Origin of the sequence: Bremerella alba (genome assembly GCF_013618625.1) — a bacterium.
In the GTDB taxonomy this organism is placed as follows: Bacteria; Planctomycetota; Planctomycetia; order Pirellulales; family Pirellulaceae; genus Bremerella; species Bremerella alba.
Map to the genome: position 1 here is coordinate 1 of NZ_JABRWO010000025.1, position 25,474 is coordinate 25,474.

General features: G+C 52.6%; 20 protein-coding genes and 1 pseudogene. 11 read left to right on the plus strand and 10 right to left on the minus strand.

The window, feature by feature from the left end; all coding sequences use genetic code 11:
- Positions 1 to 111 precede the first annotated feature (111 nt).
- The 4 genes from HOV93_RS25310 (at position 112) to HOV93_RS25325 (ending at position 3,429) form a co-directional block, all read left to right on the plus strand.
- Positions 112 to 513 carry a hypothetical protein gene (locus HOV93_RS25310; protein ID WP_207399348.1) on the plus strand — a complete coding sequence of 134 codons (402 nt, stop codon included), beginning with the start codon at positions 112 to 114 and terminating at the stop codon, positions 511 to 513.
- 45 nt (positions 514 to 558) lie between these two features.
- On the plus strand, positions 559 to 1,656 hold the full coding sequence (locus tag HOV93_RS25315) for a cellulase family glycosylhydrolase (RefSeq protein ID WP_207399349.1): 1,098 nt from the start codon (positions 559 to 561) through the stop codon (positions 1,654 to 1,656).
- A gap of 161 nt (positions 1,657 to 1,817) precedes the next feature.
- The gene (locus HOV93_RS25320) at positions 1,818 to 2,762 is read left to right on the plus strand and encodes a DUF1559 domain-containing protein (RefSeq protein WP_207399350.1); all 945 of its coding nucleotides are present in this window, start codon (positions 1,818 to 1,820) and stop codon (positions 2,760 to 2,762) included.
- A gap of 94 nt (positions 2,763 to 2,856) precedes the next feature.
- A complete protein-coding gene (locus HOV93_RS25325; RefSeq protein WP_207399351.1) occupies positions 2,857 to 3,429 on the plus strand; it encodes a hypothetical protein in 573 nt (190 codons plus the stop codon).
- Positions 3,430 to 3,485: 56 nt separating this feature from the next.
- Here the strand turns inward: HOV93_RS25325 and HOV93_RS25330 are convergent, their stop codons facing one another.
- Positions 3,486 to 4,265, minus strand: a complete 780-nt coding sequence (locus HOV93_RS25330; RefSeq protein WP_207399352.1) for a dienelactone hydrolase family protein — start codon at positions 4,263 to 4,265, stop codon at positions 3,486 to 3,488.
- 288 nt (positions 4,266 to 4,553) lie between these two features.
- Between HOV93_RS25330 and HOV93_RS25335 the strand changes: the two genes are divergently transcribed.
- Positions 4,554 to 5,597, plus strand: coding sequence for a DUF1559 domain-containing protein (locus HOV93_RS25335; protein WP_207399353.1), 1,044 nt, complete (start codon positions 4,554 to 4,556; stop codon positions 5,595 to 5,597).
- Between the two features lie 23 nt (positions 5,598 to 5,620).
- The gene (locus tag HOV93_RS25340; protein WP_207399354.1) at positions 5,621 to 6,091 is read left to right on the plus strand and encodes a hypothetical protein; all 471 of its coding nucleotides are present in this window, start codon (positions 5,621 to 5,623) and stop codon (positions 6,089 to 6,091) included.
- Between the two features lie 6 nt (positions 6,092 to 6,097).
- Here the strand turns inward: HOV93_RS25340 and aspS are convergent, their stop codons facing one another.
- Positions 6,098 to 7,882 carry an aspartate--tRNA ligase gene (gene aspS / locus HOV93_RS25345; protein ID WP_207399355.1) on the minus strand — a complete coding sequence of 595 codons (1,785 nt, stop codon included), beginning with the start codon at positions 7,880 to 7,882 and terminating at the stop codon, positions 6,098 to 6,100.
- Between the two features lie 226 nt (positions 7,883 to 8,108).
- On the opposite strand from aspS, the gene HOV93_RS25350 reads away from it, so the two are divergent.
- Entirely contained in the window at positions 8,109 to 9,452 is a 1,344-nt protein-coding gene (locus HOV93_RS25350) for an HD domain-containing protein (protein WP_207399356.1), read from the plus strand.
- Between the two features lie 10 nt (positions 9,453 to 9,462).
- On the opposite strand, the gene HOV93_RS25355 is transcribed toward HOV93_RS25350, so the two are convergent.
- The 5 genes from HOV93_RS25355 to HOV93_RS25375 form a co-directional block, all read right to left on the minus strand.
- Positions 9,463 to 9,879, minus strand: coding sequence for a hypothetical protein (locus tag HOV93_RS25355; RefSeq protein WP_207399357.1), 417 nt, complete (start codon positions 9,877 to 9,879; stop codon positions 9,463 to 9,465).
- A gap of 52 nt (positions 9,880 to 9,931) precedes the next feature.
- A complete protein-coding gene (locus HOV93_RS25360) occupies positions 9,932 to 10,876 on the minus strand; it encodes a DUF1559 domain-containing protein (RefSeq protein ID WP_207399358.1) in 945 nt (314 codons plus the stop codon).
- A 193-nt stretch (positions 10,877 to 11,069) separates the two neighbouring features.
- Entirely contained in the window at positions 11,070 to 11,906 is an 837-nt protein-coding gene (locus tag HOV93_RS25365) for a hypothetical protein (protein WP_207399359.1), read from the minus strand.
- 132 nt (positions 11,907 to 12,038) lie between these two features.
- Complete coding sequence (locus HOV93_RS25370; RefSeq protein ID WP_390814357.1) at positions 12,039 to 13,217, minus strand: prenyltransferase/squalene oxidase repeat-containing protein; 1,179 nt, start codon at positions 13,215 to 13,217, stop codon at positions 12,039 to 12,041.
- 171 nt (positions 13,218 to 13,388) lie between these two features.
- Complete coding sequence (locus HOV93_RS25375) at positions 13,389 to 16,388, minus strand: VWA domain-containing protein (protein ID WP_207399360.1); 3,000 nt, start codon at positions 16,386 to 16,388, stop codon at positions 13,389 to 13,391.
- Positions 16,389 to 16,591: 203 nt separating this feature from the next.
- Between HOV93_RS25375 and HOV93_RS25380 the strand changes: the two genes are divergently transcribed.
- Complete coding sequence (locus tag HOV93_RS25380) at positions 16,592 to 17,452, plus strand: ion transporter (protein ID WP_207399361.1); 861 nt, start codon at positions 16,592 to 16,594, stop codon at positions 17,450 to 17,452.
- A 37-nt stretch (positions 17,453 to 17,489) separates the two neighbouring features.
- Positions 17,490 to 17,921: a VOC family protein gene (locus HOV93_RS25385; protein WP_207399362.1), complete on the plus strand. Its 432-nt coding sequence runs from the start codon at positions 17,490 to 17,492 to the stop codon at positions 17,919 to 17,921.
- Here the strand turns inward: HOV93_RS25385 and HOV93_RS25390 are convergent.
- The 3 genes from HOV93_RS25390 to HOV93_RS25400 all read right to left on the minus strand — a co-directional run bounded on the left by HOV93_RS25390 (position 17,918) and on the right by HOV93_RS25400 (position 21,505).
- On the minus strand, positions 17,918 to 18,343 hold the full coding sequence (locus HOV93_RS25390) for a carboxypeptidase regulatory-like domain-containing protein (protein ID WP_207399363.1): 426 nt from the start codon (positions 18,341 to 18,343) through the stop codon (positions 17,918 to 17,920). The genes HOV93_RS25385 and HOV93_RS25390 overlap by 4 nt on opposite strands.
- Before the next feature lie 47 nt (positions 18,344 to 18,390).
- Positions 18,391 to 19,302 carry a DUF1559 domain-containing protein gene (locus HOV93_RS25395; RefSeq protein WP_207399367.1) on the minus strand — a complete coding sequence of 304 codons (912 nt, stop codon included), beginning with the start codon at positions 19,300 to 19,302 and terminating at the stop codon, positions 18,391 to 18,393.
- 268 nt (positions 19,303 to 19,570) lie between these two features.
- On the minus strand, positions 19,571 to 21,505 hold the full coding sequence (locus HOV93_RS25400) for an SLC13 family permease (RefSeq protein WP_207399364.1): 1,935 nt from the start codon (positions 21,503 to 21,505) through the stop codon (positions 19,571 to 19,573).
- A 331-nt stretch (positions 21,506 to 21,836) separates the two neighbouring features.
- On the opposite strand from HOV93_RS25400, the gene HOV93_RS25405 reads away from it, so the two are divergent.
- Together HOV93_RS25405 and HOV93_RS25410 are read left to right on the plus strand one after the other, a co-directional pair.
- On the plus strand, positions 21,837 to 22,721 hold the full coding sequence (locus tag HOV93_RS25405) for a hypothetical protein (RefSeq protein ID WP_207399365.1): 885 nt from the start codon (positions 21,837 to 21,839) through the stop codon (positions 22,719 to 22,721).
- Between the two features lie 363 nt (positions 22,722 to 23,084).
- Positions 23,085 to 25,474 (plus strand): annotated as a pseudogene (locus HOV93_RS25410) (VWA domain-containing protein); the annotation flags it as partial.

The window sequence follows — 25,474 nt, forward strand, 5'->3', positions numbered from 1 at the left end:
TCCTGATCAATCTGGCGAGCCATCAACTCTTCCCTGCGGCGCGAGACACGGATTTGGAAAAGCGTTATCATCGCAGAAAGAGATTGGACGCGCTACCGCAGATTACCTAAAGTGCGCGCTGGCCGTGTCACTCAGGCCGGAGCGTTGAAAGTTCTCTCGATCTATATCAACGAATTGCCTACGACGATCGTGTGGGAAAGCGGGTATGAATCGTTAGAGCACAAGGTTTACAAATATCGCGATAATGGTGAAGTAATATCCAGTTCACTCGAACCTCATCGAGATCCACAAGGAAATGTTCTCGACAAAGATGGAAATGTGCTGGGCGTACATGGTGTTAATGGCAACAATCTGCGAAGCATCGGAGTCTACACCGTTCCTAAGGCCGGAACTTATTACGTCGTTGGCGAACTCTTGTGGGCGATGCTGCTGGGTTACCTAGGCGGCAAGTTTGTGCTGGGGTTTCGGCGATTTCAAGACAATCAAGAAACCGAGGCCAAACCGACCGAGTAAGATAACTGGACCTTCCACCTCCTCCCCGCCATCATGGAGTCCGCCATGAAAGTTACGTTTGCAATTCTCTTTGCGTTGATCCTGGCCCCCTTCGCTTCGCTTGCCCAGGAACCGTTACCTCGGATCGTTGTTTCAAATGACGGAAAAGACTTTCGCCAAGAAGGGGCAGACAAACCCTTCTACGTCTGGGGGGTCAACTACGACCACAACCGAGACGGCAAGCTGATCGAGGACTATTGGCACGACGATTGGAAAGTAATCGAAGAAGATTTTGATGAGATCAAATCGCTGGGTGCCAACGTGGTGCGGGTTCACTTGCAGCTTCCCAGGTTTATGAAGTCAGCCAACGAGTCCAACGAAAAAAATCTCAAAAAGCTAACCGACTTGGTGAAGTTGGCCGAAGACAAAGAGCTTTACCTGAATCTCACCGGGCTCGGGTGTTACCACAAGCAGGACGTGCCTACGTGGTATGACGAACTTAAGGAGGCCGACCGCTGGCAGGTGCAGGCCAATTTTTGGAAAGCGATCGCCAAGGCCTGTCGCGATAGCGCGGCCGTTTTCTGCTACGACTTGATGAACGAACCGGTGCTCGGTGGCGGAGCCAAGACCGATCAGTGGTTGGTGGGTGAACCGCTAGGGGGCAAGTATTTCGTCCAACGGATTACCATCGACGCCGCCGGTCGCGACAACAAAGAGATTGCCGCAGCCTGGGTGAAAAAGCTGGCCGATGCGATCCGCGAAGTCGACCAGCACACGCTTATCACGGTGGGCGCTATCCCGTGGGCTCAGGTATGGCCCAATGCCAAGCCAGTATTTTACAGCCCCGAAGTGAGCGGACCACTCGATTTCGTCAGCGTGCATTTCTACCCCGAGAAGGACAAGGTCGACCAAGCAATCAGTGCTCTTAAGGTCTACGATATTGGAAAGCCGCTGGTGATCGAAGAGTTCTTTCCCTTGAAGTGCTCTGTCGAGGAGGCCGTGCAGTTTCTCGCCGAGGCCAGGCCCATTACCGACGGTGTTACCAGCTTTTATTGGGGAACCACTCAAGAGGAATACGAAGAAGAGGGCTCTATGCAAGGAGCCATTCTCGCGAGATGGCTCGAGCGTTTTCAAGCTTTGACTCAGGCAGAGGCCACGCAATAGCAGGCTGGCTTGCGCAATGCATGGCTCTGTGCCTGGTTAAGGATAGGTGCTGAGCGAATAAACGCAAAAGCTCAAAATAATATTGACACCCTGCATGGATAAGTGTCAGATGAAAACCTCATCTTTTTACTGACACCCATTTCCCGAAAGGCAGGTTGGGCATGTCATGCAAGCGTTTCGGCTTTACGTTGGTAGAACTTCTCGTTGTTATTGCCATTATCGGGGTTCTAATTGCTCTTTTGCTGCCAGCAGTTCAACAGGCTCGCGAGGCGGCACGTCGGATGCAATGCTCGAACAATATCAAGCAAATTGTTCTTGCAACCCATACGTACCACGACGTCTATGGAAGCTTTCCTATCGGTTCGAGTCAGTACAACCACACGGGCTTGGTCGGTGACCGCGGTTTCATGGGGTGGGGGATTGGGATTTTAGATTACATCGAACAACAGAACTTGTTTGATCGCTACGATTCCACCAAGGACTCGCTCTCTTCGGTGAATACTGAAGTGCGTGAGACCTCAATCGCAACGTACAACTGCCCTAGTGATATCGGTACGGGGCAATTGCATACGCCTGCCTCGGGAGCTTGCTGCAGTCGTGTTTTTGCTTCCAGCAGTTATCGAGGCGTATCGGGACGCTCTTCCGGGTCATACTACTGGGACGACGCCCGGCACTTTGCGAACACGCAATCGGAAGACAAAGGGGTCTTCCCTGCGATGGCCGAGAATGGGCGACCAACCTATTTCGGCGAGGTGGTCGATGGCACTAGCAACACGCTTATGATTGGCGAAGCGCACACGACGACGCAGCCTACCCGCGGTACCTTTTGGGCGCACACTTATACTTCCTATGCGTTGTCGTCGATTACGATTGGCTATCCGGTCCCTTCATTCGGGATTACGGACTACGAGGTTTGTGAGACGACTGCCAGCGACCTGAGCGTTTCGTCGAATGCATGCAAACGTTTTTTTGGTGCGCTGCACCCCGGAGGCGTTCAGTTCGGTCGCGTGGATGGAAGCGTTAGTTTTATTCCCGAGACAATTGACCAAATCATATTAGGCAACCTCGCTACGATCGGCGGTGGTGAAGTTGTGCCAGGCAGCTAATCCGTCGCGAATCAGCGATTAGATCAATCTGCCGTTCTTAGGCCGATCGATCTCGTTGGATTCATCTCGGTTTTGTGTCAAATTTGGGGATAAGATGAACACTCTATCCAACGCGGCCCAATTTAATGGTTCTTTCTCTTTTTCATCAGCCGCACTGCCCCTTTGTTTCTTGGCAGTCTTTGTACTGACTGGGTGCAGCAATGAAGCCTATGCCCCTGTGACCGGTGTCGTGAACTACAACGGGCAACCGCTCGAAGATGCGAAACTGATCTTCGAGCCAATCGGAGATTCAACGGGCAACGCAAACGGAAAGCCCTCGTACGGTAAAACCGATAGCCAAGGTCAATATACGCTGCGCTGTCCTCAGGAAGATGTCGAAGGTGCGGCTGTCGGCGAGCATCGGGTGCGGATTGTTACGACCAAAGCTCAACAGTACAGTCAAAAGCAAAAGGATCGAGCTCGAGAATTGCTTGAAAAACAAGAGATTGTCAACGGCAACCAAGCACCAGACATAACCGATAAAATGGTGAATGATTATCTAAGTGATGCCGTCCCAAATACGTCTAAAGAAACCTTACCGGCCAAGTACAACCTGCGCACAGAACTGACTTTCACGGTGGAATCAAGCCAGCAAAATACGGCCGACTTCGACTTAGAGGGACGTTAGTCCTATAAGAAATAGAAAGAGACCGCAATGGTACGTGCGGTCTCTTTCGGAGAGCACTATTTCAATTCACGATTGAGCAATTCCAGAAGCATCTTCCAAGACTTTTCGTCTGCATCTTGGTTGTACTGCATGCCGGGGTTGTTGTGTTTACCAGAGTCTTCCACCGTGAAGCTATGGACGGCTCCGGGGAAGGCGACGAAATTTAGATCGACTTCGGCATCTTTCAGTTTCTCTCGGAACGCTTCGATTGATTCCTGAGAAACAAAGCCATCGTCGGCACCGTGGCAAACCAGCACCTTGGCTTTAATCGCCTCGGATTGTTCTTCAGTCGGGGTAGGCAAAGCGGCATGGAACGTCGCGATCGCGTCTACATCGGCACCCGTATAGCCCAACTGCAAAGCAGTCGATCCACCAAAGCAGTACCCAATGGCGGCGATCTTTTCCGGGTTGCATTGGGGTTGTTTCTTCAGGACATCTAACGCGACAACCGCACGGTTTTGCCAATCTTCAACATTGGCTCGGACCTTACCAGCCATCTGGCCTGCGTCTTTGGGGTGATCGACGAATTGACCATCGCCGTACATGTCTGCGGCGAATGCGACGTAGCCGAGTTCGGCCAGCATCTTGGTTCGCTTCTTGGCGTAGTAGTTCAGGCCCCACCATTCATGAAAGACAAGTACGGCGGGGCGCGGCCCTTTAATGGAGTCGTCGTAGGCGAGATAGCCGTCAAACGATTTATCACCGACTTGGTATTCGATGACCTTGGTTTTCACTTCAGCCGTCGCGATAGAAGTCGCCATCGCAAGGATTGCCAGGGACGCAACAATACAACGCATGGTGTTTCTCCTTGGGTAGAGGAATGAGATGAACCGCGATCCCTGCGGCTTGGGTCGGCAAACTTGACTTAGTTATACCATGCGTGCGGGTATGGTTCTGCGCAATATCTGTTGCAATGTAAAACGCAATATATTTCTAATTTTGTTGACGGCGATGCTCAAAAGAAATATACACGATCACATGTGAGAAACGTTTTTGATTCATCCGTTTTTGGCAGACACTCCTTTTCTCCTCGATCGACCGTATCTTTTCACAATTTCTTTCCTACCGAGTCAGAGAGTCTACTCATGGTATTCATCAAACGAGATGCCGTGCCCCGAGATGGCTTTACGCTTGTAGAACTTCTTGTGGTGATCGCCATCATTGGTGTCTTGGTCGCGCTACTTCTACCGGCGGTGCAACAAGCCCGAGAGTCCGCTCGGCGCATGCAATGTTCCAACCGTATGAAGCAGTTGGGACTCGCCCTGCACAACTATCACGGCACGTACAATGCTTTCCCTGGTCTTAGAATTCAAGTCGAGCCGGCGCATCCGAGCGGTTTTGTGGCATTGCTTCCCTATGTCGAGCAAACGGCAGTCTGGGACAAGATCACCAGTGCGAGTACACCGTTCGGAACCAATTGGAATCCTGCCGAACAAAAGACGTTGATTCCAGAATTGTTGTGCCCCTCAGATCCAAACTGGACATCGCGTACCAATTCCTCGGATCGTAAGCCTCGTAGTTACCATTTTTGCTTAGGGGATAGCATTCGCCAGAATCATCGGGGCGACTCCTCAAAGCGTGGCATGTTCGTTGATTTGGAAAATCGAGATTTCAGCGATCTAACCGATGGGACGAGTAATACGCTTGCGTTGAGTGAAGTAGTCGTCGGATCGATGACTGTGACTAGAAAACTTCGTGGTAGTGTTGCCGTAACGCCAGGCATCAATACGAATCCCTCAAGTCCTGCGGATTGCTGGGCCGCTAGGGGGCCCAATGGTGAAGTCGATTCGGCCGTCTCTGTTTCGGCCGAGTCTTATATTCACCGAGCCCCGGGAAGCCGTTGGGCGGAAGGACGCGCCTTCTTCGGTGGGTTCACGACGGTCCTGCCACCAAACGCTCCGCGGTGCTCGATAGCCGACAGCGATGATCACTGGGGTGTGTGGACCCCCAGCAGTTATCATCCCGGAGGTGTTCTCGCAGGCCGCGCTGATGGTTCAACGCAGTTCATTGCCGAGACAATCGACTCAGGCGACCCGACCGAGTTCGAGGTCAGTTCCGGCAGAAGTCCATTCGGTGTCTGGGGAGCACTCGGTTCTATTAACGGCAGCGAAACGGTAAGCATTCCATAAACACCATCGGCTTGGATATTCTCATGCAACGTTTGATTGGCCTGGTCTCACTAGTGGTTGTGAGCATTGCCGGATGTTATTCCACTGACAACTCGAACCTCCCTAAGCGGGTACCTGCGAAAGCGGTCGTACTGCAGGGCGGAGAACCCGTCGAAGGCGCTACGGTAACTTTTACCGAAGCCGAAATACGCGGGGCAGTTGGAAATACGAACGCCTATGGTGAGGTCGACTTGTGGACCTATGAACCAGGCGACGGAGTGATTCCCGGCAGCTACAGCGTCGCTATTCGGAAATTGGAAGTGCTGATGCTACCCAATCCGGAAGAAGTGACACCCGAAGAATATGCGCGTGTTTCGCAAGAGGTAAATCGTGCTTTGGCCAAGCCGCCAAAGCACTTAATTCCCAAGAAGTATGCCAGCACGAAAACTAGCGAACTCACCGTCGAAGTCGTCGATGGCGGTGAGAACGTCTTTACGTTTGAGCTAGAAGACTAAAGCGAACTACTTCTTCACTTCGTCTAATCGCAGCACTTTGATCGCCAGCTCTTCGAGCTGTTTGCGATCGACGCCGCTGGGTGCTTCGGTCATTAGGTCGGCGGCACGTTGCGTTTTGGGGAACGCGATACAGTCACGAATGTTGTCCAAGTGGCCAAATAGCATCACCCAACGATCGATGCCCAGCGCGATTCCACCGTGCGGCGGAGCACCGTATTGCAATGCATCGAGTAGGAAGCCAAAACGTTCTTGGGCGTCTTCTTCGGTCATACCCAACAGGCCGAACACCTTTTGCTGGGTGCTGCTGTCGTGGATACGAATCGTTCCCCCGCCTGCTTCGCTGCCGTTAATCACCAGGTCGTAAGCCAATGCTCGACATTTACCCGGGTCGCTGTCAAGAAGCTCGACGTCTTGAGGTCGCGGCGCGGTGAACGGATGGTGCATGGCCACCCAGCGACCTTCTTCCTCGTCGTAGTCGAACATTGGGAACTCGACCACCCAGCTGAAGTGCATCGACTCGGGGTCGTACAATTTCAGTTCCGCACCCAGCTTCTTACGCAGGCCATAAAGTGCTTTGCAGGTCACCTCGAACTTGTCGGCAACGATCAGGATCAGGTCGCCTGGTTCGGCGGCAAAACGCTCTTTGAACTTCGCCAATAATTCAGGAGTGAAATTCTTCGCGATGGGCGAGTTCAACGTTCCGTCAGCTTCGACCTTAAACCATGCCAGGCCCTTGGCACCAAAGTCGTCCTGAACCATCGAGGTCATGTCGTCGATCAAACGGCGCGAGTATTTGTCGGCGGCTCCCTTGGCGCAGATCCCGCGAACTCGGTTGCCTGCATCAGCAACGGCTTTAAAAACACGGAATTCCGCTTCGGCAGCCAGGTCGGTAGCATCGACGATTTCCAAGCCGAAACGCAGGTCCGGTGCGTCGTGGCCAAAGCGTTCCATGGCCTCGTCGTAAGTCATCCGGGGCAGCGGCCCTGGGACATCGGTACCGTGGATTTCCTGGGCAACCTTGGTGACCAATCCGTCGATGATGCCGATGACGTCTTCCATTTCACAGAAGGCCATCTCCATGTCCAACTGCGTGAACTCTGGCTGACGGTCGGCGCGAAGGTCTTCGTCGCGGAAGCAACGGGCTACCTGAACGTAGCGGTCGTACCCGGCTATCATCAGAATTTGCTTGTAAAGCTGCGGCGACTGGGGCAGGGCATAGAATTCACCGTGATGCACCCGGCTAGGAACCAAATAATCGCGTGCTCCTTCAGGCGTGCTGCGGCCGAGAATCGGTGTCTCGACATCGATGAATTCGTGCACCTCGAAGTAGTCTCGCATCAGCTTGATGATTTGGCTTCGCAGCAACATTGTCTGTTGCATTTGTTGCCGGCGAAGATCCAAATAGCGATGTTTCAGACGCAGGTCTTCCCCTGGTATATCTTGCTGACCAGGAAAGAACGGTGGTGTCTTGCACTTGTTCAGGATGGTCAGCTTCTCGACTTTGATTTCGATCTCGCCGGTGATCAACTTCGGGTTGACGGTACCATCGGGGCGGGGATCGACCTTGCCGACAATCTGAATCACGTCTTCGTTGCGGAGACTTCGCGAGAGCTTTTGCGTTTCTTCGCCGCTGTCGCTGCTGAAAACCACCTGAGTCTTGCCATATCGGTCGCGAAGATCGACAAACAGCCCGCCGCCGTGGTCGCGGTACGAATCAACCCACCCAGCCAGGGTAACGGTTTGGCCGACGTCGGATTTTCGTAATTCGCCGCAAGTGTTTGTGCGATACAAGGTTCTGTTCCTCGCAGATGTTCAGGACAGCGTCGAAGTGAAGGGGGAAATCGAGTATTTTAGACCGACAACGCCCGAATGCCTAGATTGGGCTTTCCGGGCGAAGTCCGTAGTTGGTTCTCACATCTTTCCTCTGCGGCCTCGCTAACTAAATCCTTAGCTAATTAATCCTAACGATTTTAATGACCGCTTCCCTCGCCTCGTCGCATCAGGTATACCGGCGCTCATGAGTGAAATCCTTGATATTCCGGAAGTGGTCGGGCTGCAGTCTCGATCCGATGTAATCCGTATCCCTCCTGACTTAGACGTCCCGTTGACCGGTCGGGTTCGGCACTTGGTCGATACGGCCGAATTTCGCCGATTGGTTCACATTAGCCAACTGGGGCTCGTGTCGCTCGTTTTTCCGGCCGCTCATCACAGCCGATTCGAGCATAGTCTGGGTGTTTACCGGACCATGCTGCTTTACCTTCAGCGCCTGGCCCATGTGCCGGAGTTCGCAGCAGTCATCGAAACCAAGGACGCCGAACTGATGATCGTGGCGTCGCTTCTTCACGATCTGGGGCACTGGCCTTTCTGCCATCCGATTGAAGACATGCGACTGCCTGGCGTTCCTCAGCACGAACTGTTCGCCAACAGCTTTCTGTTGGAAGGAGAAATCGCCGATTGTCTGCGCGACGATTGGGGCATTAATCCGCGCGATGTCGTCAGCTTCTTGTCCGAGAAGGGACGTACCAGCAAGATGAAGCTGATGCAAAGCATCATTTCGGGGCCGATTGATGTCGACAAGCTTGATTACTTACAGCGCGATAGTCTGCATGCTGGCGTCCCTTACGGCCGCAACTTTGACCAGCAGCGTTTAATTGCCAGTTTGTGCGTGAATCAGGCCGGGGATAAGCTCGCCTTGACGAACAAGGGGCGAACCGCTGCCGAGATGATGGTCTTTGCCCGGTATGTCATGTTCAGCGAAGTTTACTGGCACCACGCGGTTCGCAGTGCGACGGCAATGCTACAGCGTGCCTTCTTCATGCTGCGTCCGCAGTTGGAACTTGACTCGCTATTTCGCCTGGCCGAACGACCGATGGTCGACACGATGCTGGAAGCTGCCGGTAATGGCCCTGCTCGCGATTTGCTGGATGGCTTATTCGGTCGTTCTCGCAGGCTATATAAGCGGCTGTTCGAGTACTCTCACTTCGATCACCCAGAGCTATTTCATCAAATTGCCAGACGGCCCTATGACTGGCTAGTCGATTTGAGTGATCAGTTCGCCACGACCCTATCACGGCACCTGTCGCGTCGTGTCGCACCGCATGAAATTTTGATCGATGCACCGCCGGTAAAGTTGGAAGTGCAATTTAATATCGATGTGCTCCAGCAGAAGTCCGGCAAGTATCGTGCGTTGGGGGATGTTTCGCCGATGGTCGAAACTCTCGCCAAGCGGCAGTTCGACGACTACGTCAAGAAAGTGCGAATCTTTATCCATCCGCGTTTAGAGGAATCGATCGGGAGTGACTTAGAGATCGAATCGTTATTTGTCGATACGGTCCGAAGTATGTTTCCTGAAACAGGCTAAAGCTAAGAAGCTACTTAGACTTCAAATCGAAGTCATGCTTGAGTGAAGAGCTATTCACTTCGATTTTCAATTCCGTGTTTCGATTGTAGTTCTTGGGAATCGATTCCTTCGTAACGTCCTCGGATGGACTGTCTGCCGTTCCGTAGGTCTTCCTTTGACCAACGACTTCTGGCGAATTGATTTTGACGGATTTGCTGCCCGGTGTGGTCATCATCGTGTACTGGCCATTCACGATGGAATCTCCTTCGACGCCCCCTCGGCCATCGGTGGCCTCGAAGGAGATCTTCCCCTTGTTCACCGGTTGTCCGTCCAAGGTTACGTTACCCGTTACTTCGACCAGGTCGGAACGTCCTGAGCCGCAACCGGCATTGAAAAGTAGGAGGAATGAGACCGCGGTGCTGCAAGCGACCAGTTTTCGAGTCATCATGGTGCGATTCTTCCCGAGCGAAGTGAGCATTGTACTTGCCGCAAACGTATAACTAGTTAAGCGAAAGGGTTTCCTTGCCTTCCATCGTGCCAGCGGCTCGCCATACGTCGACCGCGATCGTTTCGCTGACGAAGTGAACCGAGCCGTCCGCCATTAGCACTTGGACGCCGCCCGGGTGAAGGCTGCGTGCTGCATGATGCTCGTTGCCACCAACGCAGGGTAAGCCGATCTCCGGTTTATCGACACACCAAGCCGAAGACATGCCATCGGCTGCCGATGAGTTGGGCGTCAACACGGTCATGTAGCCACCGCCGGCGGCGTCGTCGTTGAAGGAATCGCCGCGATGGTCTTTTTCTGAGTCGTTGGGATGAGCTCGTAATTCCGACATGAGCATCGTATTGCTGAGACCATCGGTGAAGCCAGAGAAATCACTTGTGCGCGGCGTTTCGCCAAGTGCGCCATTGCTTCCCTCGAAGCCGAAAGGGGCTTTCAATGCTTCAGTCGCGGTGGAACCACCATTGGGAATCGTCACGTTGCCGTAGTTCACACCATAGTGAATGCGGCATCGCCAGTAGGCGTCGGAAGTATTCATCTTGCCCCCATTCATGCTGGGGCAGTAGTAAAGGTCGACTGGCTGAGCCAAGACACCGTCCAGCGTGTTTTGAACAATGTTCGGAGCTTCGTAAAACGCTTTGTTGTAGTCGTATGCTTCGGCAAGATTGTTTTGTTCAATATAGGGCCACAGACTGACAACCCAAGTATGTCGTTTGCCATTGCTGTCATTGGTTGCGCCAAAGGGCAACTTGTTGAGGGTGTCGTGGTAGTTGTGCATTGCCAGGCCCCACTGCTTGAGGTGGTTGGTGCACTGCATCCGCCGGGCTGACTCACGCGCCATCTGTACCGCCGGAAGCAACAAGGCGATGAGCACGCCGATGATGGCGATAACCACCAACAATTCGACCAGCGTAAAGCCACGAGATGAGGGTACACGTGCCACGGTGCCGTTCCTTACGATGATTCTTGATGATGAGAAGGAAGAAAAGAGTTGCGAGACTGAAGCTGTAATGAGGGAAAAATAGAATTCCTGTAAAAAAATAACTTTCACTGCAATGATAGCGATACGATTCAAGCAATGCAAGATTAATGGCCGCAATGCTGGCGATATTGGTCTCTTGAAGCACAGAGACAGTTTAAGATACCTGGGCGGCCTGATCGTAGCTTACTAGAAACCACCCTTCACCCAGTGAGACACTTCGCATCAAGTGGTGAGGCTCTAGCAGGCCGCCGACAAACGATTCCGGCTGATCACCGGACGGATGCCATTCCAGCCAGGCTCCACGTTCGCTTCCCGAGAGTTGGAAGCGAATCCCTCCGGCATCGCTACGTTCGATGCTGCTGAATGTCGGTCCCGTCTGAGCCATGGGCGGGGTCGTGAGAAGAATGAGCGTCTTGGCTTTCCCTGAGGGGTAAGCCATGAACGGTCCCAGACTCTCTCGTTGGCCATCTACTTTGGGCCAGTCTTGATTTAGCGACTGTGCGATTGACTGGAAAGCTGCCACGTGTGAATCGATCCGCAATCGCTTGCCAGCCCAGATCAACTCATCCCAACTATTCATCAAACCAAGCCAGCAACATGCCAACGAAAGAAAGACCATCCAAGACGAAAGAGCCCGGTGGCCTCGAGAGCCCATCGTTATGCCGAAGGTCAGCATCCCGAGACTAACGGCACCTACAATCACCATAAATCCCAAAACGAATATCTTCCATTGGGCGGCGAGCGAATTGGCAAACTCGTCCAGGTCAGATCCGTCTTCCGTCCAGCCGAGTTGGAATTCGAGGTGGTCCCAAGTGGAAGAAAACCGAGCATCCCACACAATCCACCCGGCCAACAGCAGCAAGATTGCAGCATTAATCAGCCAAAGAACCAGCGGATGACGCCCGAGTGTTAAGTCGCGCAGCCAAACGAGGGAAGCCGACAACTTTGGCCACTGATTGCGAGAGGCAAGTTTGTCAGCTGGGGCGTGCATCAGATATCAATCCCTTCTTTTCCGGTTTTCGCATTGGTCTTAAGAGGCGAGATTGAGGAAATGATATGCGGTCCGCATTTCCCCCTCTCCACCGCAAGGGATGAGGGGGCAAAAGGTCGTTCGGAATTGAGCTTATTCTGTCGCGGTGCCGGCGGGCTTGGCAGAATCGGCATCACAGTAAGATAGAGCCATTAGCGCAAACGCAGTTGCCAGGTTCTTGTCGTTTTCAAACCAGCGACCGTTTTCGTTGGCCCACGAACCATCTTCGTTTTGACGTTTGGCCAATTCGTTGATCAGGTCTTCTCGCCAATTATGTGTGTTGCCATCGGCATCGGTCACTTCGGTGAGACCAACCGTACCCAGACCGGCCGCGAAGGTGTGGTAGTAATAGAACAAGCCGGCACTCCCCATGCCAGGATTCTTTTCGACACTGTAGTTGTCTTTGACCCACTGGGAAGCGGCCTTCACACGCGGGTCATCCTTCGTCAGCCCAGCGTAGATCATGCTCTTCAATCCGGCGTAGCTCATCGAGCCATAGCTGCGAATGCCACCATTCTCGGTATAGCGTTCCGGCGAAGTCGATGGATCAATCTTTTCGCGAGGCACTTCGTAATAGAAACCGCCATCGTTCACCTTTCCGGCGAACTGGGTATCGTTGTATTTGCTTTCCAAGTTCTGGCATCGCGAAACAAAAACTAAGGCGCGTTGAATGGCTTCGTCTTCGGCTTCACTTCCTGTTTCGATCAGAGCTTCAACCAAGTAACCGGTGTTGGAAAGATCTGGGCGACCGGCTCCGCCATAGCCAACGCCACCGAACCACACGTCTTCTTGCTCGATCTCGCCTTTGCCGTATTGAAGCCCCGTAACAAACTCGCGAGCTTTCTTGAGCGTTTCGTTATAACGACCATCGGCATTGGCTTCGTTGAAGCAGAGCATCGCAACGCAGGTTTCGTAATTACGTAAGCGACCGTTGCCGTAAATTCCGCCATCCGGCTTAACGAATCCCTCCAGCGCTTTCAAACCTTTCGCGACGACTACGTCATCGACCGTCTTGCCGTTGCGTAGGGCCCCGGTTACAGCAAGCGCTGTAAGACCTGGTCCAGCTTGTGCGGTGAAACTTCCGTCAGCGGCCTGGCCGCTGTTCTCTAAGTACTGCAACCCTTTGGCCACTATGGTGTCGAGCTTCTGCTGTGACTCGCTTGAAATGGGGTTATCCGCAGCAACGGCGAAGGATCCCCATGCCAATAGTAAGCAGGGGAAAATTCCAAAGAAAACGCGACGGGAAATGTTCACAGCAACCTCGTTTCTCATAGTGACGAATAGCGCGCATTGAATCGATATCGCAAAGGTCATGCCAGCACGCATAAGGTGGTTCGAAATGAGCGAAACTCGAATGTTTTGAAGCGAGTCACGCTCGATACGATTTTCGTGGTGTCGATCTAGGTGACAGGCATGTCGTGCGAAGCGACATGCCAGAGCGATCTACTCCTGTTCATCGAGATGCCGTGTCTGACGTTTGGCAGCAAGCAAGCGGTCGAGATAACCTTTTTCCTCTTTCACTTCGAGGCCTGGTTCCGCTGCGGTCGGCGCGGATACCTCTTCTGTTTGGGGAGCCGCAATAGATACGTCGGCAATCATTTCCGCATCGTCGAAAGTGGCCTGCCAATCTTGGTTTAACTTTTCTTTTTGGGCTTTCAGTCTATGGAGCGACTCACCGGCTAAGGCTTCGGGAATGGGCTGATGTCTGATGCGTGCCCACAGGGTACCGACCCAGGCAAAGCTCCACAGAACCCGTCGATTGGCGATGTCCATCACGAACAGGCAAGCTACCGTCACCAGGACCAAGTACCAGAGCGGGCGTTGGCTGCTTGCTTTGCGGAGGTCGTGACGGAACGGTGTTGCTTCGATGTTGGCCAATTGCTCTTCGGTCATGTCCAAGTTGAAGATCTCGCCAGGGCGGCCGCCGAGGGGCGTCAGTGCGGCAAAACGCCGAAGCATCGGCAAGTTGTCAGAGCGATCACGAAACTCCTGGGCGTTTTGTACATTCACGCCGATCCGTAGCGGTGCCTGCCCTGGTTCAGGCGACACTGCCAAGAAGTGTGGACCGGCATGTTGGGCATCTAACTCGACCTCGTAGCGACCTGGCGCTACTTGAACAAAAGCTTCACTCACTATTTCGGATCGTGGGCCGACTCCGTTGAGCTGCGGTGCTGCAAAGTTGACGAAGTTTCCCTCGTCGTCGAGGGCATTGAGAATGAGTTTCACTTTTTGTCCACGGACTTCCGACGCAACGAGATAATTGTCGGAAGTACCAGTCGTTCGCATGCACCAGCGAATCATCTGCATCTGCAGCTTTTCATTGCCTTCCCAGCCGGTCCAGTCCGTTGTCCATCGCTGGCCAACATCGCTGGTCCAGCAGACACTTCTGCCAATACCGTATTGCCACGCTGCGAGTAGTGCGTTGGTTTGGCCCGTTGGATCCGGCGACGCGAGCAGTACATCGACCAGCGGACTATCCTTAGGGGTTGTCATCACATAGCCCGTAAACGGCGGGACTGTGGAAGGAATCCCTTTCAGAATTTCGTGATTCGCCGAGACTAGCGGCACCATTCCACTCGGTTTCTCGAAGACCAAGGGGCGAGCCACGCGACGGGTCTCTTGCATGAAGATACGTGGGATCGCTTTAGGCGAGGTCACTTGATAGAACTTTCCGCGTCCGATCGCTGCAATCTGATTTAATAAACGTACATCGGCATCTTGTCCCACAGCAACGGTTGATACTGTGATTCCGCTCTTTTCAATCTGACGGGTCAGGTCACCAAAGTCGGCTCGTGGAGTTTGCCCATCCGTCAGAACTATCATGTGTTTAATCGCGGCTTCATTGGCTTGCAGTTGACGAAAACCGTCCTCCATAGCGGGGAACATATTCGTTCCGCCACTCGCAGAAAGACGAGACATCATCTGCGTAACAAACTGGCGGTTCTTCGCAGTTTGCAGCGGGACAGTACGCGACGTGTTAGAGTCGAATGTGGTGACCCCGATGTAGTCGTGGGGCCCGAGGGCTCGTAGCGACTCGCGGGCTGCGGCTTTGCACCAGTGGATTTTCTCGCCAGACATCGACCCCGATTTATCCATGACCAGCATCAAAGCCCCGACTGGTACGACCTTGGCATCTTTGATCTTAAAGTCGAGCGGCATCGCCTCTTCGATCGGTGTGTTGGTCCAACCTCCGGCCCCAAAGCTGTCTGGTCCCCCCAGCATTATCAGCCCGGCACCTAAGTTCCGCGTGTTGTCGGCAAGCATTTGCATCTGGGCATCGCTGAACGCTGTGATTTCGCGGGTATCGCCACTGCTACGTGCCACATTGCCAAGAATGACTAGATCGTACGGCTGAAGATCAGATAGCCTGGTGAAGAGTTGGTTGCTGGGTTGAATGGTTACTTTTAAGTCATTTCGTCGAAGCATTTCGGCGAAGTCATCCAGCTCGTTGGGACGGGTAGAGTCGACAATCAGCAATACTTGGCCAGAAGACTCGATGTGTGTAAACGAAGCAGCACGGTTGTTCTGCGTGAAGCCATCAACCCCTTTAAGGTCAGGGGTGAACTCTGCTTCGTAGGTGTAGAAACCACCTTCGGGCAGGTTGTCTTGAAAAGAGAAGACACGGGTTCCCGGGGCGAGTTCGATTTGTTGTTCTATAACGACCTGATCGCGTCCATTGCCACGGCGAACAACACGAATCTTTCCTGCAACCGGTTTATTGCCGGTCTTCTGATCCCAATGGATTCCGGGGCGATTGTTCAATACGACCTGCACTGGAAAGGGAGTCTTCTCCCGCATGTTGGCAGGCGTGGTGATTTTTTCGACGGTAATTTCTGTGCGAGCCTGAGCGGTGATCGGAACTACGTCGATACCGATGCCTGCCTGGCTCAACGCTCTTGCAGCCGGCATGGCGTTGCCGAGAGTTTCTTTGCCATCGGTCACGATCACGACTCGCTTAGCCGCATCCACAGGGAATGCTGCTTGGGCCAGTTTCAACGCCGCTTCCAGATTTGTCTGTTGTGGATCGATGGCGGTTTCCATCTTGGATCGCAGAAACAGGTCGCCGGTCCAGGGCGGGATTTCGATGGCCGCGTTGCCGCCGAAACTAATCACGCCGACGCGGTCGTCCGGAACTTGCTGACGAAATGTATTGGCGGTCGAACGAACATAGTCGACCACGTCCTCTAGCCGTTCCGGCGGAATGCTTAAGGAACGATCAACAAGATAGATCACTGTCAGGCGATCATTTGTGCGAACCAGTTCGACTTCAGCTAAGGTCAAAACGACAAGTAAGCAAAGAAGACTTCGTAGTCCGTTGGCCAGAATCCAACGCCAGCGATTGCCAATGGCGAGTCCATGCCAAGAGACCCACCACAGCGCAGGTATGATCGCCAATAGCATCAAAAAGAAAGGGCGTTCTATCGAAAACTGAAGATCGAGCATTCAGCGTCTTTCGGACAATTAGCGTTCCAGCAAAGCATTTCTCTCATTCTACGCAGAAGAAACAAAAAAACAGACTCGATGATCAAAATGCCGAGACAAAGTGGATGATTGCAGTGGGCAGAGCCGGACATTCCGTTACGATGAAACGACCGGAGTAGGGGCTCGATTCCGGCGATAACACGACTCTTGCACACGGAGGCCGCATGAATTCCCATTCACCGGAAACTGAAGGGCGTAGTGGGCTGCTGAAGAAAGGGATCGATGTGATCGACCGTCTGGTCGTCCCATTGGTGTGGTACAGCGTCGGAATGTTGGCCATCGAATGCCAGTTTTATCCCAATCATGATAGCTATGACACGCCCGGTATTTTTCTATGGTCCGAGCGTATCGTCGCACTCATTTTCACCGTGGAATATGTCATACGTTTCATCCGAAACTCAGGCCGCGGATTTTATCCCATCACATCCCTCGGGGTAATTGACCTAATTGCGATCTTCCCTTTTTGGATCGGTTTTATTCCAGCGGTCGATCCCTACTTGCACTTGGTGCGCACACTTCGTGTATTGCGAATGCTGAAGTTCTTTCGCTATTCAAGGGGACTGCAACTCATGGCCCTGGGCTTCTATCGCTCTTACTGGAGCCTAAGGCCGTTGCTGCTCGCGACGTTGATCATGATTTTGTTCACGATGTTCGCCTTGTTTGAAGTCGAAGGGATGCATCAGGAAGAGTTCCGTAGCTTGTTCACCGTGGCCTGGTTTTTAGAAGTAACCGGAACCACGGTCGGCTACGGAGATATGTCGCCGGAATCGGTGCCAGGGAAGATCATTGTCATGGTTTACATGATCGGTGGCTTGGCTATCTTTATGGCGTGCTTCAGTGCGATAACGAGCAGCTTCGACCAAGTATTCAAGGAAGCGGCAGACCCGAACTTCGACCCATTAGATCAATTTGATAAGGTTCGCGAAGAACAAGAAGTGCTGGAAGAACAATTTAAAGACACTGGAATGTCCGATTTTGAAGACGAAGCAGCCGAGGAGGAATCGTCGGACAAGTCAGAAGAATAGAACGTATAACCTGAAATGATTGCAATGAGAACAGACCATGGAACCACGTGTCAGCTTGATTACGCTGGGTGTGAAAGACTTGCAGCGTTCGCTTCAGTTTTATCGCGACGGATTGGGCCTGCCGACCTCGTGGCAAGGGGATCAGGGAGTGGTCTTCTTTCGGACGACCGGCACGTGTCTGGCACTATATCCTTTAGATAAGCTCGCCGAGGATGTGGGTGGCGCTTGGATCGGCCAAGAACGTTCTCAATTCACAGGCATCTCGCTAGCGCACAATGTCCGAGAAAAAGATGAAGTGGACCACATCTTAAAGCAAGCGGAAGCGGCTGGTGCCAAAATAGAAAAGCCGGCGCAGGACACCTTTTGGGGTGGCTACGCCGGCTACTTTTCGGATCTGGACGGCTATCTATGGGAAGTCGCCTACGGTGCGTTCGATTTCAACGAAGACGGTAGTTTAAAGATTCCCTAAGGTCGCGTGGCCCCCTTTTTCATCTCGTCGAGAGTGAAGTTGATCTCGTTTTCACCTGGGTCGACGACCGCAGTCAATTCAGTTTGTGCGTTGTACTTGGGTGGAAGAATTTCCTTTTGCCAACGCGACTCGCCGTTTTCAGGGTTTTCGATTCGGTCTTCGGTCGTAATCGCAACTTGATGATTACCAACCAATGCGCCCCATTCCCGACCCATGAAGTTCAGCGTGTATTCCCCTTGCTGATTAGTCTTTCCATAGGAAGGTCGACCGCTTTCCGGTTGAAAGCGAACCGTTGCATCGGCAAGCGGTGCTCCTTGCAGGATGACTTTGCCATGCGCGTTGCCGAACTCTAGATCAGGCCTTCCGCCAAAGCAGCCAAGTGTTGTCGTCAGCGCGACGAGCATCGTCAATCGCCATATCATGATAGATCTCCTGATAAAAGGTCTTCAAAGCTTTTACCTGCCGATGACTAGTACTCGCCAACTGTCTGGCCATCGAAGCGGTTCGAGAGATTTTGATACGTGGACTGATCGATTGTTTCAGGGAGGAAGTGAACGCTGCCGTCAGCGAACGCGAACATGGCTCCGCCTGGGTGTAGGCTACTGAACCAATGACGGTACTGCCAGTTGGTAGGTTCGGGCTCATTCATCGGGAAGCCCGTACAGCCGGCGACCTCCAGGGATCCGTAGTATCCACTGTTGTCCTGGTTTCCGTCCGTAGTGCCGGCCCATTGGGTATAGGTAACGTTCGTATTGAACGGAAGTTTTAAGTGACGTTCACCAACCATCATGGTGTTTGACGAACCGTCGGTGATGTCCCGAAATGCATTCCCTTCCACTCGGTGGTGAAAAATTCCGGATGCCGAACTCGTTGGACCCTCGTCGTAGTAATAAACACGCGGGCCTGTTCCGTTAACGCCAGGGTAGCTGGATAGCCCCAAATTGACGCCGCTTATTGCCCGAGACGAAGTATCGGTGGGACGGGCATCAGAAGGACAGGTGAACGCTTCGAGAGATTGGCTGAGAACATCTGGTCCCTGCGGCGAATTAGCGGCGTCTCTTAAGGTTTGTTGACCGACCTGAAGGGAATCGTAGATGTTACCTTGCTCGATCATCGGCAAAATCAAAGCACTCCACGCCCAAGCTGCGTCGGTCGCAGTTTCTTCCCGCACGATCATAGGCGGAAAGCTGCCATGCGTATCGTGATAGTTGTGCAGAGCCAATGCCAACTGTTTTTGGTTGTTCGAGCAAGACATCCGCCGCGCAGCTTCACGTGCCTGTTGGACGGCCGGAAGGAGCAAGGCAATGAGCACGCCGATAATGGCAATCACCACTAACAATTCCACCAGGGTAAACCCTGGCCGCTTACGGTTCAGATTCATAGCAAAATCCGTAATAAAGAAAATAAGATGGAAGCACGAAACCGCATGATGAGGAGGGCGTGGGGCGCAGTGCTAAGGGAAAAGGGGGTGGAAACGCATCGGAAAAAAGTTCACCAATGCTGTGTTTCCACGATGTTAATCGTATAGAGTTCCCGCGATATCAACCAGTTTAATTTCTGGTGAAATCTAATCTTTTATAACGGGCGGCGGAATCGGGACCCTTAGGGTAATTCAAAGGTGATCGTCACTGCGCCTATTGCGCTTTTACTCAGAACGACCAGATTCGCGGAATCAAAGTGATAGCCGTAATGGCGATCAGAACTGCCAGGGGAATGCCTGACTTGAGATAGTCACGCGGCGTATAACCGCCAGGCCCCATGACCATGAGATTGGTTTGATAACCGATGGGAGTGAGGAAGGCCATCGATGCTCCGATGGCGATGGCCATGATGAACGGACGAGGGCTCATGTCACTTTGTTGAGCAATGGCAACTGCGATCGGTAGCAGCAAAGCGGCTACCGCCGTATTGGTAATTGTTTCGGTGAAGACAACCGTCAGCAGATAAATGACCACCAGCAAGGTAAACGGATTGGTACCGACAGTGGTGACAAGTCCTTCGGCAATCATCTGAGCGGCACCACTTTCCCAAAGTGCGTTACCTAGGCCTAACGCTGCGGCGATTGTCACGATGACTTGTATGTCGAGGGCCCCACGGGCTTCGGATGCGGATAGGCACTGAGTCAAGATCATGAGACCGGCGATTGTCAAAGCGGCGATCGCAGGACTCCCCCAACCGCCAGCAAATTCAAACCCCGCAAAGACAGACGTCAGGCAGAGCCAGAGAATCAATAAGATCATCAAACCGCCAGAGAGCAGGGCTCGATCGTGACGCCGCGGTTCGGCATCGTCAACGCTGCTGACCAGGTAAAAGTCGCGATTGTTTCTATGCTGGGCAATGAAGTCCGTTCGAGTTTGTAACAGTAACGTGTCGCCAACTTCGAGTTCGATGTTACCAATTTTGTTGGGTAAGCGTTGGCCATTTCGATGTACGGCAACGACCGCTGCGTTGTACAGTTGACGGAAGTTCGCCTTTCGAACGGTGGTACCAATCAGTGGTGATGAAGGGCTGAGAACAACTTCCGTGAGATGGCGTTGAACGCGCGACTCTGGATGGAACTCGTAAGTACGGTCGGCTGCGGGAATGAGTCCCGGAATCTTTTCAAGATCGACGATCGTATTCACCAGCCCGGTAAACACGAGCCGGTCACCAGCCCGAACGAAGTCGCGGGGGGTTACTGGAGTGATAATATCGCCGTCTCGATCAATTTCGATGAGGAACAGGCCGTGAAGATTACGAAGACCAGCGGCTTCCACCGTTCGATCAATCAACGGGCATTCAGGCTGAACCATCATTTCGACGAGATACTCGCGCTGCTGGTCTCCGAGTAGCTCCATGATGTCTCGTTTACCAGGCAGAAATCGCTGCCCGAGTACCAACATGTACAAGCTGCCGACAATCGCACAGGGAACCCCAACCCAGCTGATTTCAAAGAATCCCATCGGCTGAACATTCGGAAGCAGTTTCTCTCGGTTGGCCAGTGTTATTTCTAATGCCGGACGATCCGCAGGAGTTGCCAAGGCAATCTTGGACTCGAGGTCTTTGATTTCATTCTCAACGATGACAACGCTGTCGCGCAGCTTTTCATTGACGACCAGAGTAGTACTGGTACCGATCAGTGTGCAAACACCTCCTAAGATCGTCAGATAGCTCAAGGGAAGCAGTAACTTAGACGGAGATAAGTTTCGCTGACGGCACCAGTCGATAAGGACCGGCATCATCATGGCGACCAGGGCAGTGTTCAAGACGAACGCGGCCGAGACGACGATGGGACCTGTTAACCGGAGCAGGGCAGAACGTTCATTGGTGGCACGTCCTAGGATTTTCGCCCCAATCCAATCCAGTACGCCAGTCTTTCGAAGACCGGCCGAGACGACCAATAAAGCACTGATGGCGATCACTGCCCGACTGGCGAAGCCACTGATTGCCGTTTGCGGGGAAACGATTCCCGTGAGCGTTACAAAACAGAGCGCTAACAAGAACAACAAATCGACCGATACGCGTCGTGCAAATTGAATCGCGAGAAATACAGCCAAAGTGGTCGCGATGGCAATCCAAGGATGTGCGGCTTGCAGGAATTCCATATCGGTGAGTTGTCGCTCGGACGCGGTCCGTCCGTCGAAGGGGTGAAATGAATGCGATTTGTTATTGTCAGGAGGAACCCGTCCGACGGTAGGGGGGATTCTTTACGTTTCTTCGACCAAAAGGGCAGGGTGGGCTCTGTGAAAAAAGGTGCGGAATGTGACGGCACCTGTCTTGCTCAAATCTCCTGTCTTATCCAATGGACCTAATGGGTTCAAATTGAAGTTGTCGATACCCTAGTCTAGCTAAACTACCCACCAAATACGCGAGGCAAGGATTGCCTGACTTTGCTAATCGCGTTCTTTCGAAAATACTCTGGGAGGATACAGAGAGATGACTTGCCGCATATTCGCCGGATTGACCACGCTGTTCGTATTGGGATTTTGTGCCAGTTTCGAGGCGAGAGCTGACCAAAGTGTTGACGCAAAAAACGTAGTAAGCGTGCAATTAACTCCTGAATTTCATCCTGAAGTGGAGTTCCGTATCGCGGAAGCGCTCAAACGACCTCCCATTGATTGGAGTGTGTCGCAAGATCATACGTTCGCGGAAAAGTCTGAGCCCGTTGAGCAGAAAGAACTTGCTACCGAAATGATCTCGCAATGGGAATCCCTTCTGGCCAACCCTATTTATGCCGACTTTCAGGATTCGATTAACGCCCACTTGCGATCGATCATTAAAGCCGAATTTGCCGCACAGAAGCAGGTTGATCAACCTGTCGCATCATCAAACACATCCAGCGATGTTCAAGAGGTGTTTGAGCAGGAAATTCAATGGGATGACCTGCCGCAAATTAATACTGGTGAAGAAGTTATGGCGTTACTCGCGTTGGATGACGCGGAGTTTCCGTTAGATCCGTACGGATACGATGAGTACAACAACTACTTTGAGCCTGAAATCTACGACTGGTTTGTGTTCGTAACCGATGACTTGACCGTAGTTTACGTCTACGAAAACAGCGATGTTTTACCAAGCAAGGTCGACCCGGTTTTACTCGCAGAGGAAAGTACCCAACCGATTGTGCCTGAATCGTTCCAAGTATTTGTAAGAGAACAAGTTCGAGCGATTGCATCGGGAGAAATTGTCCTCGGTGAACTGGTTACTACGTTTCAGCAGCATTGGGTTGCCATCACGAAACCTGTCTCAATCGCTTCTCTCCGTAAGTCTGAACTGCTGCCTACTCACCGCGTGTCGCAGCTACAAGATTTGCTGCGATTTTAGTAAGTCAATTGCTGAGAGTAGTTTATGTTGTATTATGCAAGGGAGCGTTTGCTCCCTTGCAGCCGTTTTTACACAGAAGTGTACCCCAGTTATGGGGGCTCCTGCAGGAACGACCCGTCTCACCTATTTTCCCAAAATGTTAATCCAGCTAAACTTAAGCGGATTCGCTGTTTTTTGGTGGCAGTATTTGCAGTCGGGAAATAGAATTAGGCTTCAGACCGGGCCATATTCCCTGCGCCAAGCCTATTTCGGGTTGGATTGGGTCGATGCGGAACCTGTTTGTAGCCAGCAGACTTGCGGCCATTTCGGAACAGAGTCGCAACGAACAACACTTCTCACAAATTCTTTTTTGGAGTTTCGACTATGCCTAAGCGTGAGCACTTCGAGCAGTGTCTCTCGGCATTTTTGGCAATCGGGCTAGCCGTATTGATGGTGGCTCCCGCCGTGGCGGACGATGCCACTTTCGTTGCAACCTATCAGCAAGCTGCCGGGCCCCGCTACTTCGCCATGAGTGTTTCTCTTGAAGAGAAATCCGATGCCAGCCCATCCGAAGTGGTGGTGATGGTTGATACTTCTGCCAGTCAGGCCGGCATCTACCGAACCGATTCGATCGCGACAGCCAAAGCCTTGATGGCTTCGCTTCCTGCCGATTGTCGTGTTCAGTTGTTTGCAGGCGATATCATGGCAGTTCCCATGACGGGGAGCTTCGTTTCGCCGCAAGGTAGCGAAATTTCAGAAGCGTTTGCCAAATTGGAACGACGCGTGCCGCTGGGTGCTACTGATCTAGCTGAACTGATCAATGACTCCGTTGCCACTTTTACGAAGTCCAGCAAACTAAACCGCTCTATCGTCTACATCGGCGATGGCAGTAGCCGTGCGAATTTCCTTTCGCCGACCGAATTCGAAGAAGTGGTGAGTAATCTTCGCGATAATAAGGTGGCGTTTAACTCGTTAGCAATTGGTCCGGACCGAAATATCGAGACTTTGGCCACGTTGGCAAATCATGCTGGCGGCATAGTCGAAGTTGATAATCGTGACATTCCATCCGAACAAGCCGGCGTTCGTCTGGCTGCCGCAGCGACCACTCCCGTGATTTGGCCAGCTTCGGTGAAGTTTTCGGAAAACGTCGCAGAAGTCTTTCCAAAACAGTTCCCGCCTCTGCGTGCGGATCGCGATTCGATCGTTGTTGGTGTGCTCGACTCTGACGCAATCGTTAGCGTAGAAGTGAAGGGGAGCGGCGCTTTCTCGCGGACTTGGTCTGGCGAACCTCAGACAACGAATGACGATCAGGCTTACTTGCCACAGTTGATTGAGTTGGCTCGTAAGGATGATGGATTGAACTTGCCAACCGTGGGTTCGGCTGGCTTACGAGAAACTGCCAGCGTGCTGATGGCTTCCGCTGAACAATACGCAAAACTTGGCAGCCAGGCTCTTGCCGCAGGCGACAACGTCGGGGCCGCTCGCTTGGCGAAAGCCGCTATGGATATTGATCCAGGGCATCCACGAGCTCAAGCCGTCGCCAACGCTGCTGCCAAGGCCGATAAAGAAACGAAAGCTGAAGAAAAGCCGTCTGTCGATCGTGGTGCCTCGATGCATCGCGTTCCCGTTCACTTTGTCGCTTTCCAGAACGACGGGTCCAACGACTCGGCCGCCCCTTTGACCCTTGGTGATGAGGACGGAAGATTTCTAAACGATGTGGACCTGAATGCGGTTCGGAATGCTCGAATCATCGAAGCGGAAGTTGCCAATCGTTTGGCAGCCGCACGAGGACAAATGAGCACCGATCCTAATGGAACACGCGACGCTTTAAAGCTTCTACTGGACAACGTCGAGCGTGCTCCTGATCTCAGCCCAGATGTTCGTGCCCGTCTGCGAAATCAAATTATTGCCGCAATTCGTGAGTCGTCTGCTCGTGCAGTTTCCGTGGAAGCTCAGCGTGCGGAAGCAGCTGAGCGAGAAGCGATCGCACGTGAACGCATTGCCCTTACCGAGCAGCTTCTTCGCGATGAAGAACGGGCTCGCGTCATTATGGAAATGTTCGATGCCTTGATGGACGAGGGTAAGTACAGCGAAGCATTGACCAGTGCTCAAGAAGTGCGTGCGATGGATCCTTACAATCAGGCGGCCGTCGCCGGTGTCGAGATCGCTGATATTGTAGGTAACTACCGTTCGATGATGGCATTAAAAGAGCTTCGCTACCAGCGAATGGTCGATACGCTCTTTGAAGTCGAAAAATCGCATGTTCCATTCCCAGACGAACCACCGATCGTTTATCCGGATGCCGAATTCTGGGAAGAAATTTACTACCGCAAGGAAAAATACGGTTCGGTGGACTTGGCTTCGACTGGAAGTGCCGAACAAAAGATTTTCCAGCAATTGGAAGCAGAGACCAAGATTCAGTTCATTGATACACCACTGGAAGAAGTGGTGGGCTATCTGAAACAACTGCACGGTATCGAAATTCAAATCGACAACCGGTCACTGGAAGATGTCGGTCTATCTACCGATACGCCAGTTACCCGCAACATAGAAGGTATTTCGCTTCGTTCAGCTCTGCGTCTGATGCTGAAAGAGTTGGACCTGACGTATATCGTTGCCAACGAAGTGCTGATGATTACTACCCCGGAAGAAGCCGAAAGCGAACTGATCACGAAAGTGTATCCAGTTGCTGACTTGGTGCTGCCTGTTTCGGCTCAGGTCGGAACGCTTGGTGGCGGCGGTAACGGCGTCAATGGTGGTAATGGCGGCGGTGG

Coding starts and splice junctions, on each gene's coding strand:
- HOV93_RS25315 (WP_207399349.1), top strand. CDS start 559: ATGAAAGTTACGTTTGCAATTCTCTTTGCGTTGATCCTGGCCCCCTTC.
- HOV93_RS25320 (WP_207399350.1), top strand. CDS start 1,818: ATGTCATGCAAGCGTTTCGGCTTTACGTTGGTAGAACTTCTCGTTGTT.
- HOV93_RS25325 (WP_207399351.1), top strand. CDS start 2,857: ATGAACACTCTATCCAACGCGGCCCAATTTAATGGTTCTTTCTCTTTT.
- HOV93_RS25330 (WP_207399352.1), bottom strand. CDS start 4,265: ATGCGTTGTATTGTTGCGTCCCTGGCAATCCTTGCGATGGCGACTTCT.
- HOV93_RS25335 (WP_207399353.1), top strand. CDS start 4,554: ATGGTATTCATCAAACGAGATGCCGTGCCCCGAGATGGCTTTACGCTT.
- HOV93_RS25340 (WP_207399354.1), top strand. CDS start 5,621: ATGCAACGTTTGATTGGCCTGGTCTCACTAGTGGTTGTGAGCATTGCC.
- HOV93_RS25350 (WP_207399356.1), top strand. CDS start 8,109: ATGAGTGAAATCCTTGATATTCCGGAAGTGGTCGGGCTGCAGTCTCGA.
- HOV93_RS25355 (WP_207399357.1), bottom strand. CDS start 9,879: ATGATGACTCGAAAACTGGTCGCTTGCAGCACCGCGGTCTCATTCCTC.
- HOV93_RS25365 (WP_207399359.1), bottom strand. CDS start 11,906: ATGCACGCCCCAGCTGACAAACTTGCCTCTCGCAATCAGTGGCCAAAG.
- HOV93_RS25370 (WP_390814357.1), bottom strand. CDS start 13,217: ATGAGAAACGAGGTTGCTGTGAACATTTCCCGTCGCGTTTTCTTTGGA.
- HOV93_RS25375 (WP_207399360.1), bottom strand. CDS start 16,388: ATGCTCGATCTTCAGTTTTCGATAGAACGCCCTTTCTTTTTGATGCTA.
- HOV93_RS25380 (WP_207399361.1), top strand. CDS start 16,592: ATGAATTCCCATTCACCGGAAACTGAAGGGCGTAGTGGGCTGCTGAAG.
- HOV93_RS25385 (WP_207399362.1), top strand. CDS start 17,490: ATGGAACCACGTGTCAGCTTGATTACGCTGGGTGTGAAAGACTTGCAG.
- HOV93_RS25390 (WP_207399363.1), bottom strand. CDS start 18,343: ATGATATGGCGATTGACGATGCTCGTCGCGCTGACGACAACACTTGGC.
- HOV93_RS25395 (WP_207399367.1), bottom strand. CDS start 19,302: ATGAATCTGAACCGTAAGCGGCCAGGGTTTACCCTGGTGGAATTGTTA.
- HOV93_RS25400 (WP_207399364.1), bottom strand. CDS start 21,505: ATGGAATTCCTGCAAGCCGCACATCCTTGGATTGCCATCGCGACCACT.
- HOV93_RS25405 (WP_207399365.1), top strand. CDS start 21,837: ATGACTTGCCGCATATTCGCCGGATTGACCACGCTGTTCGTATTGGGA.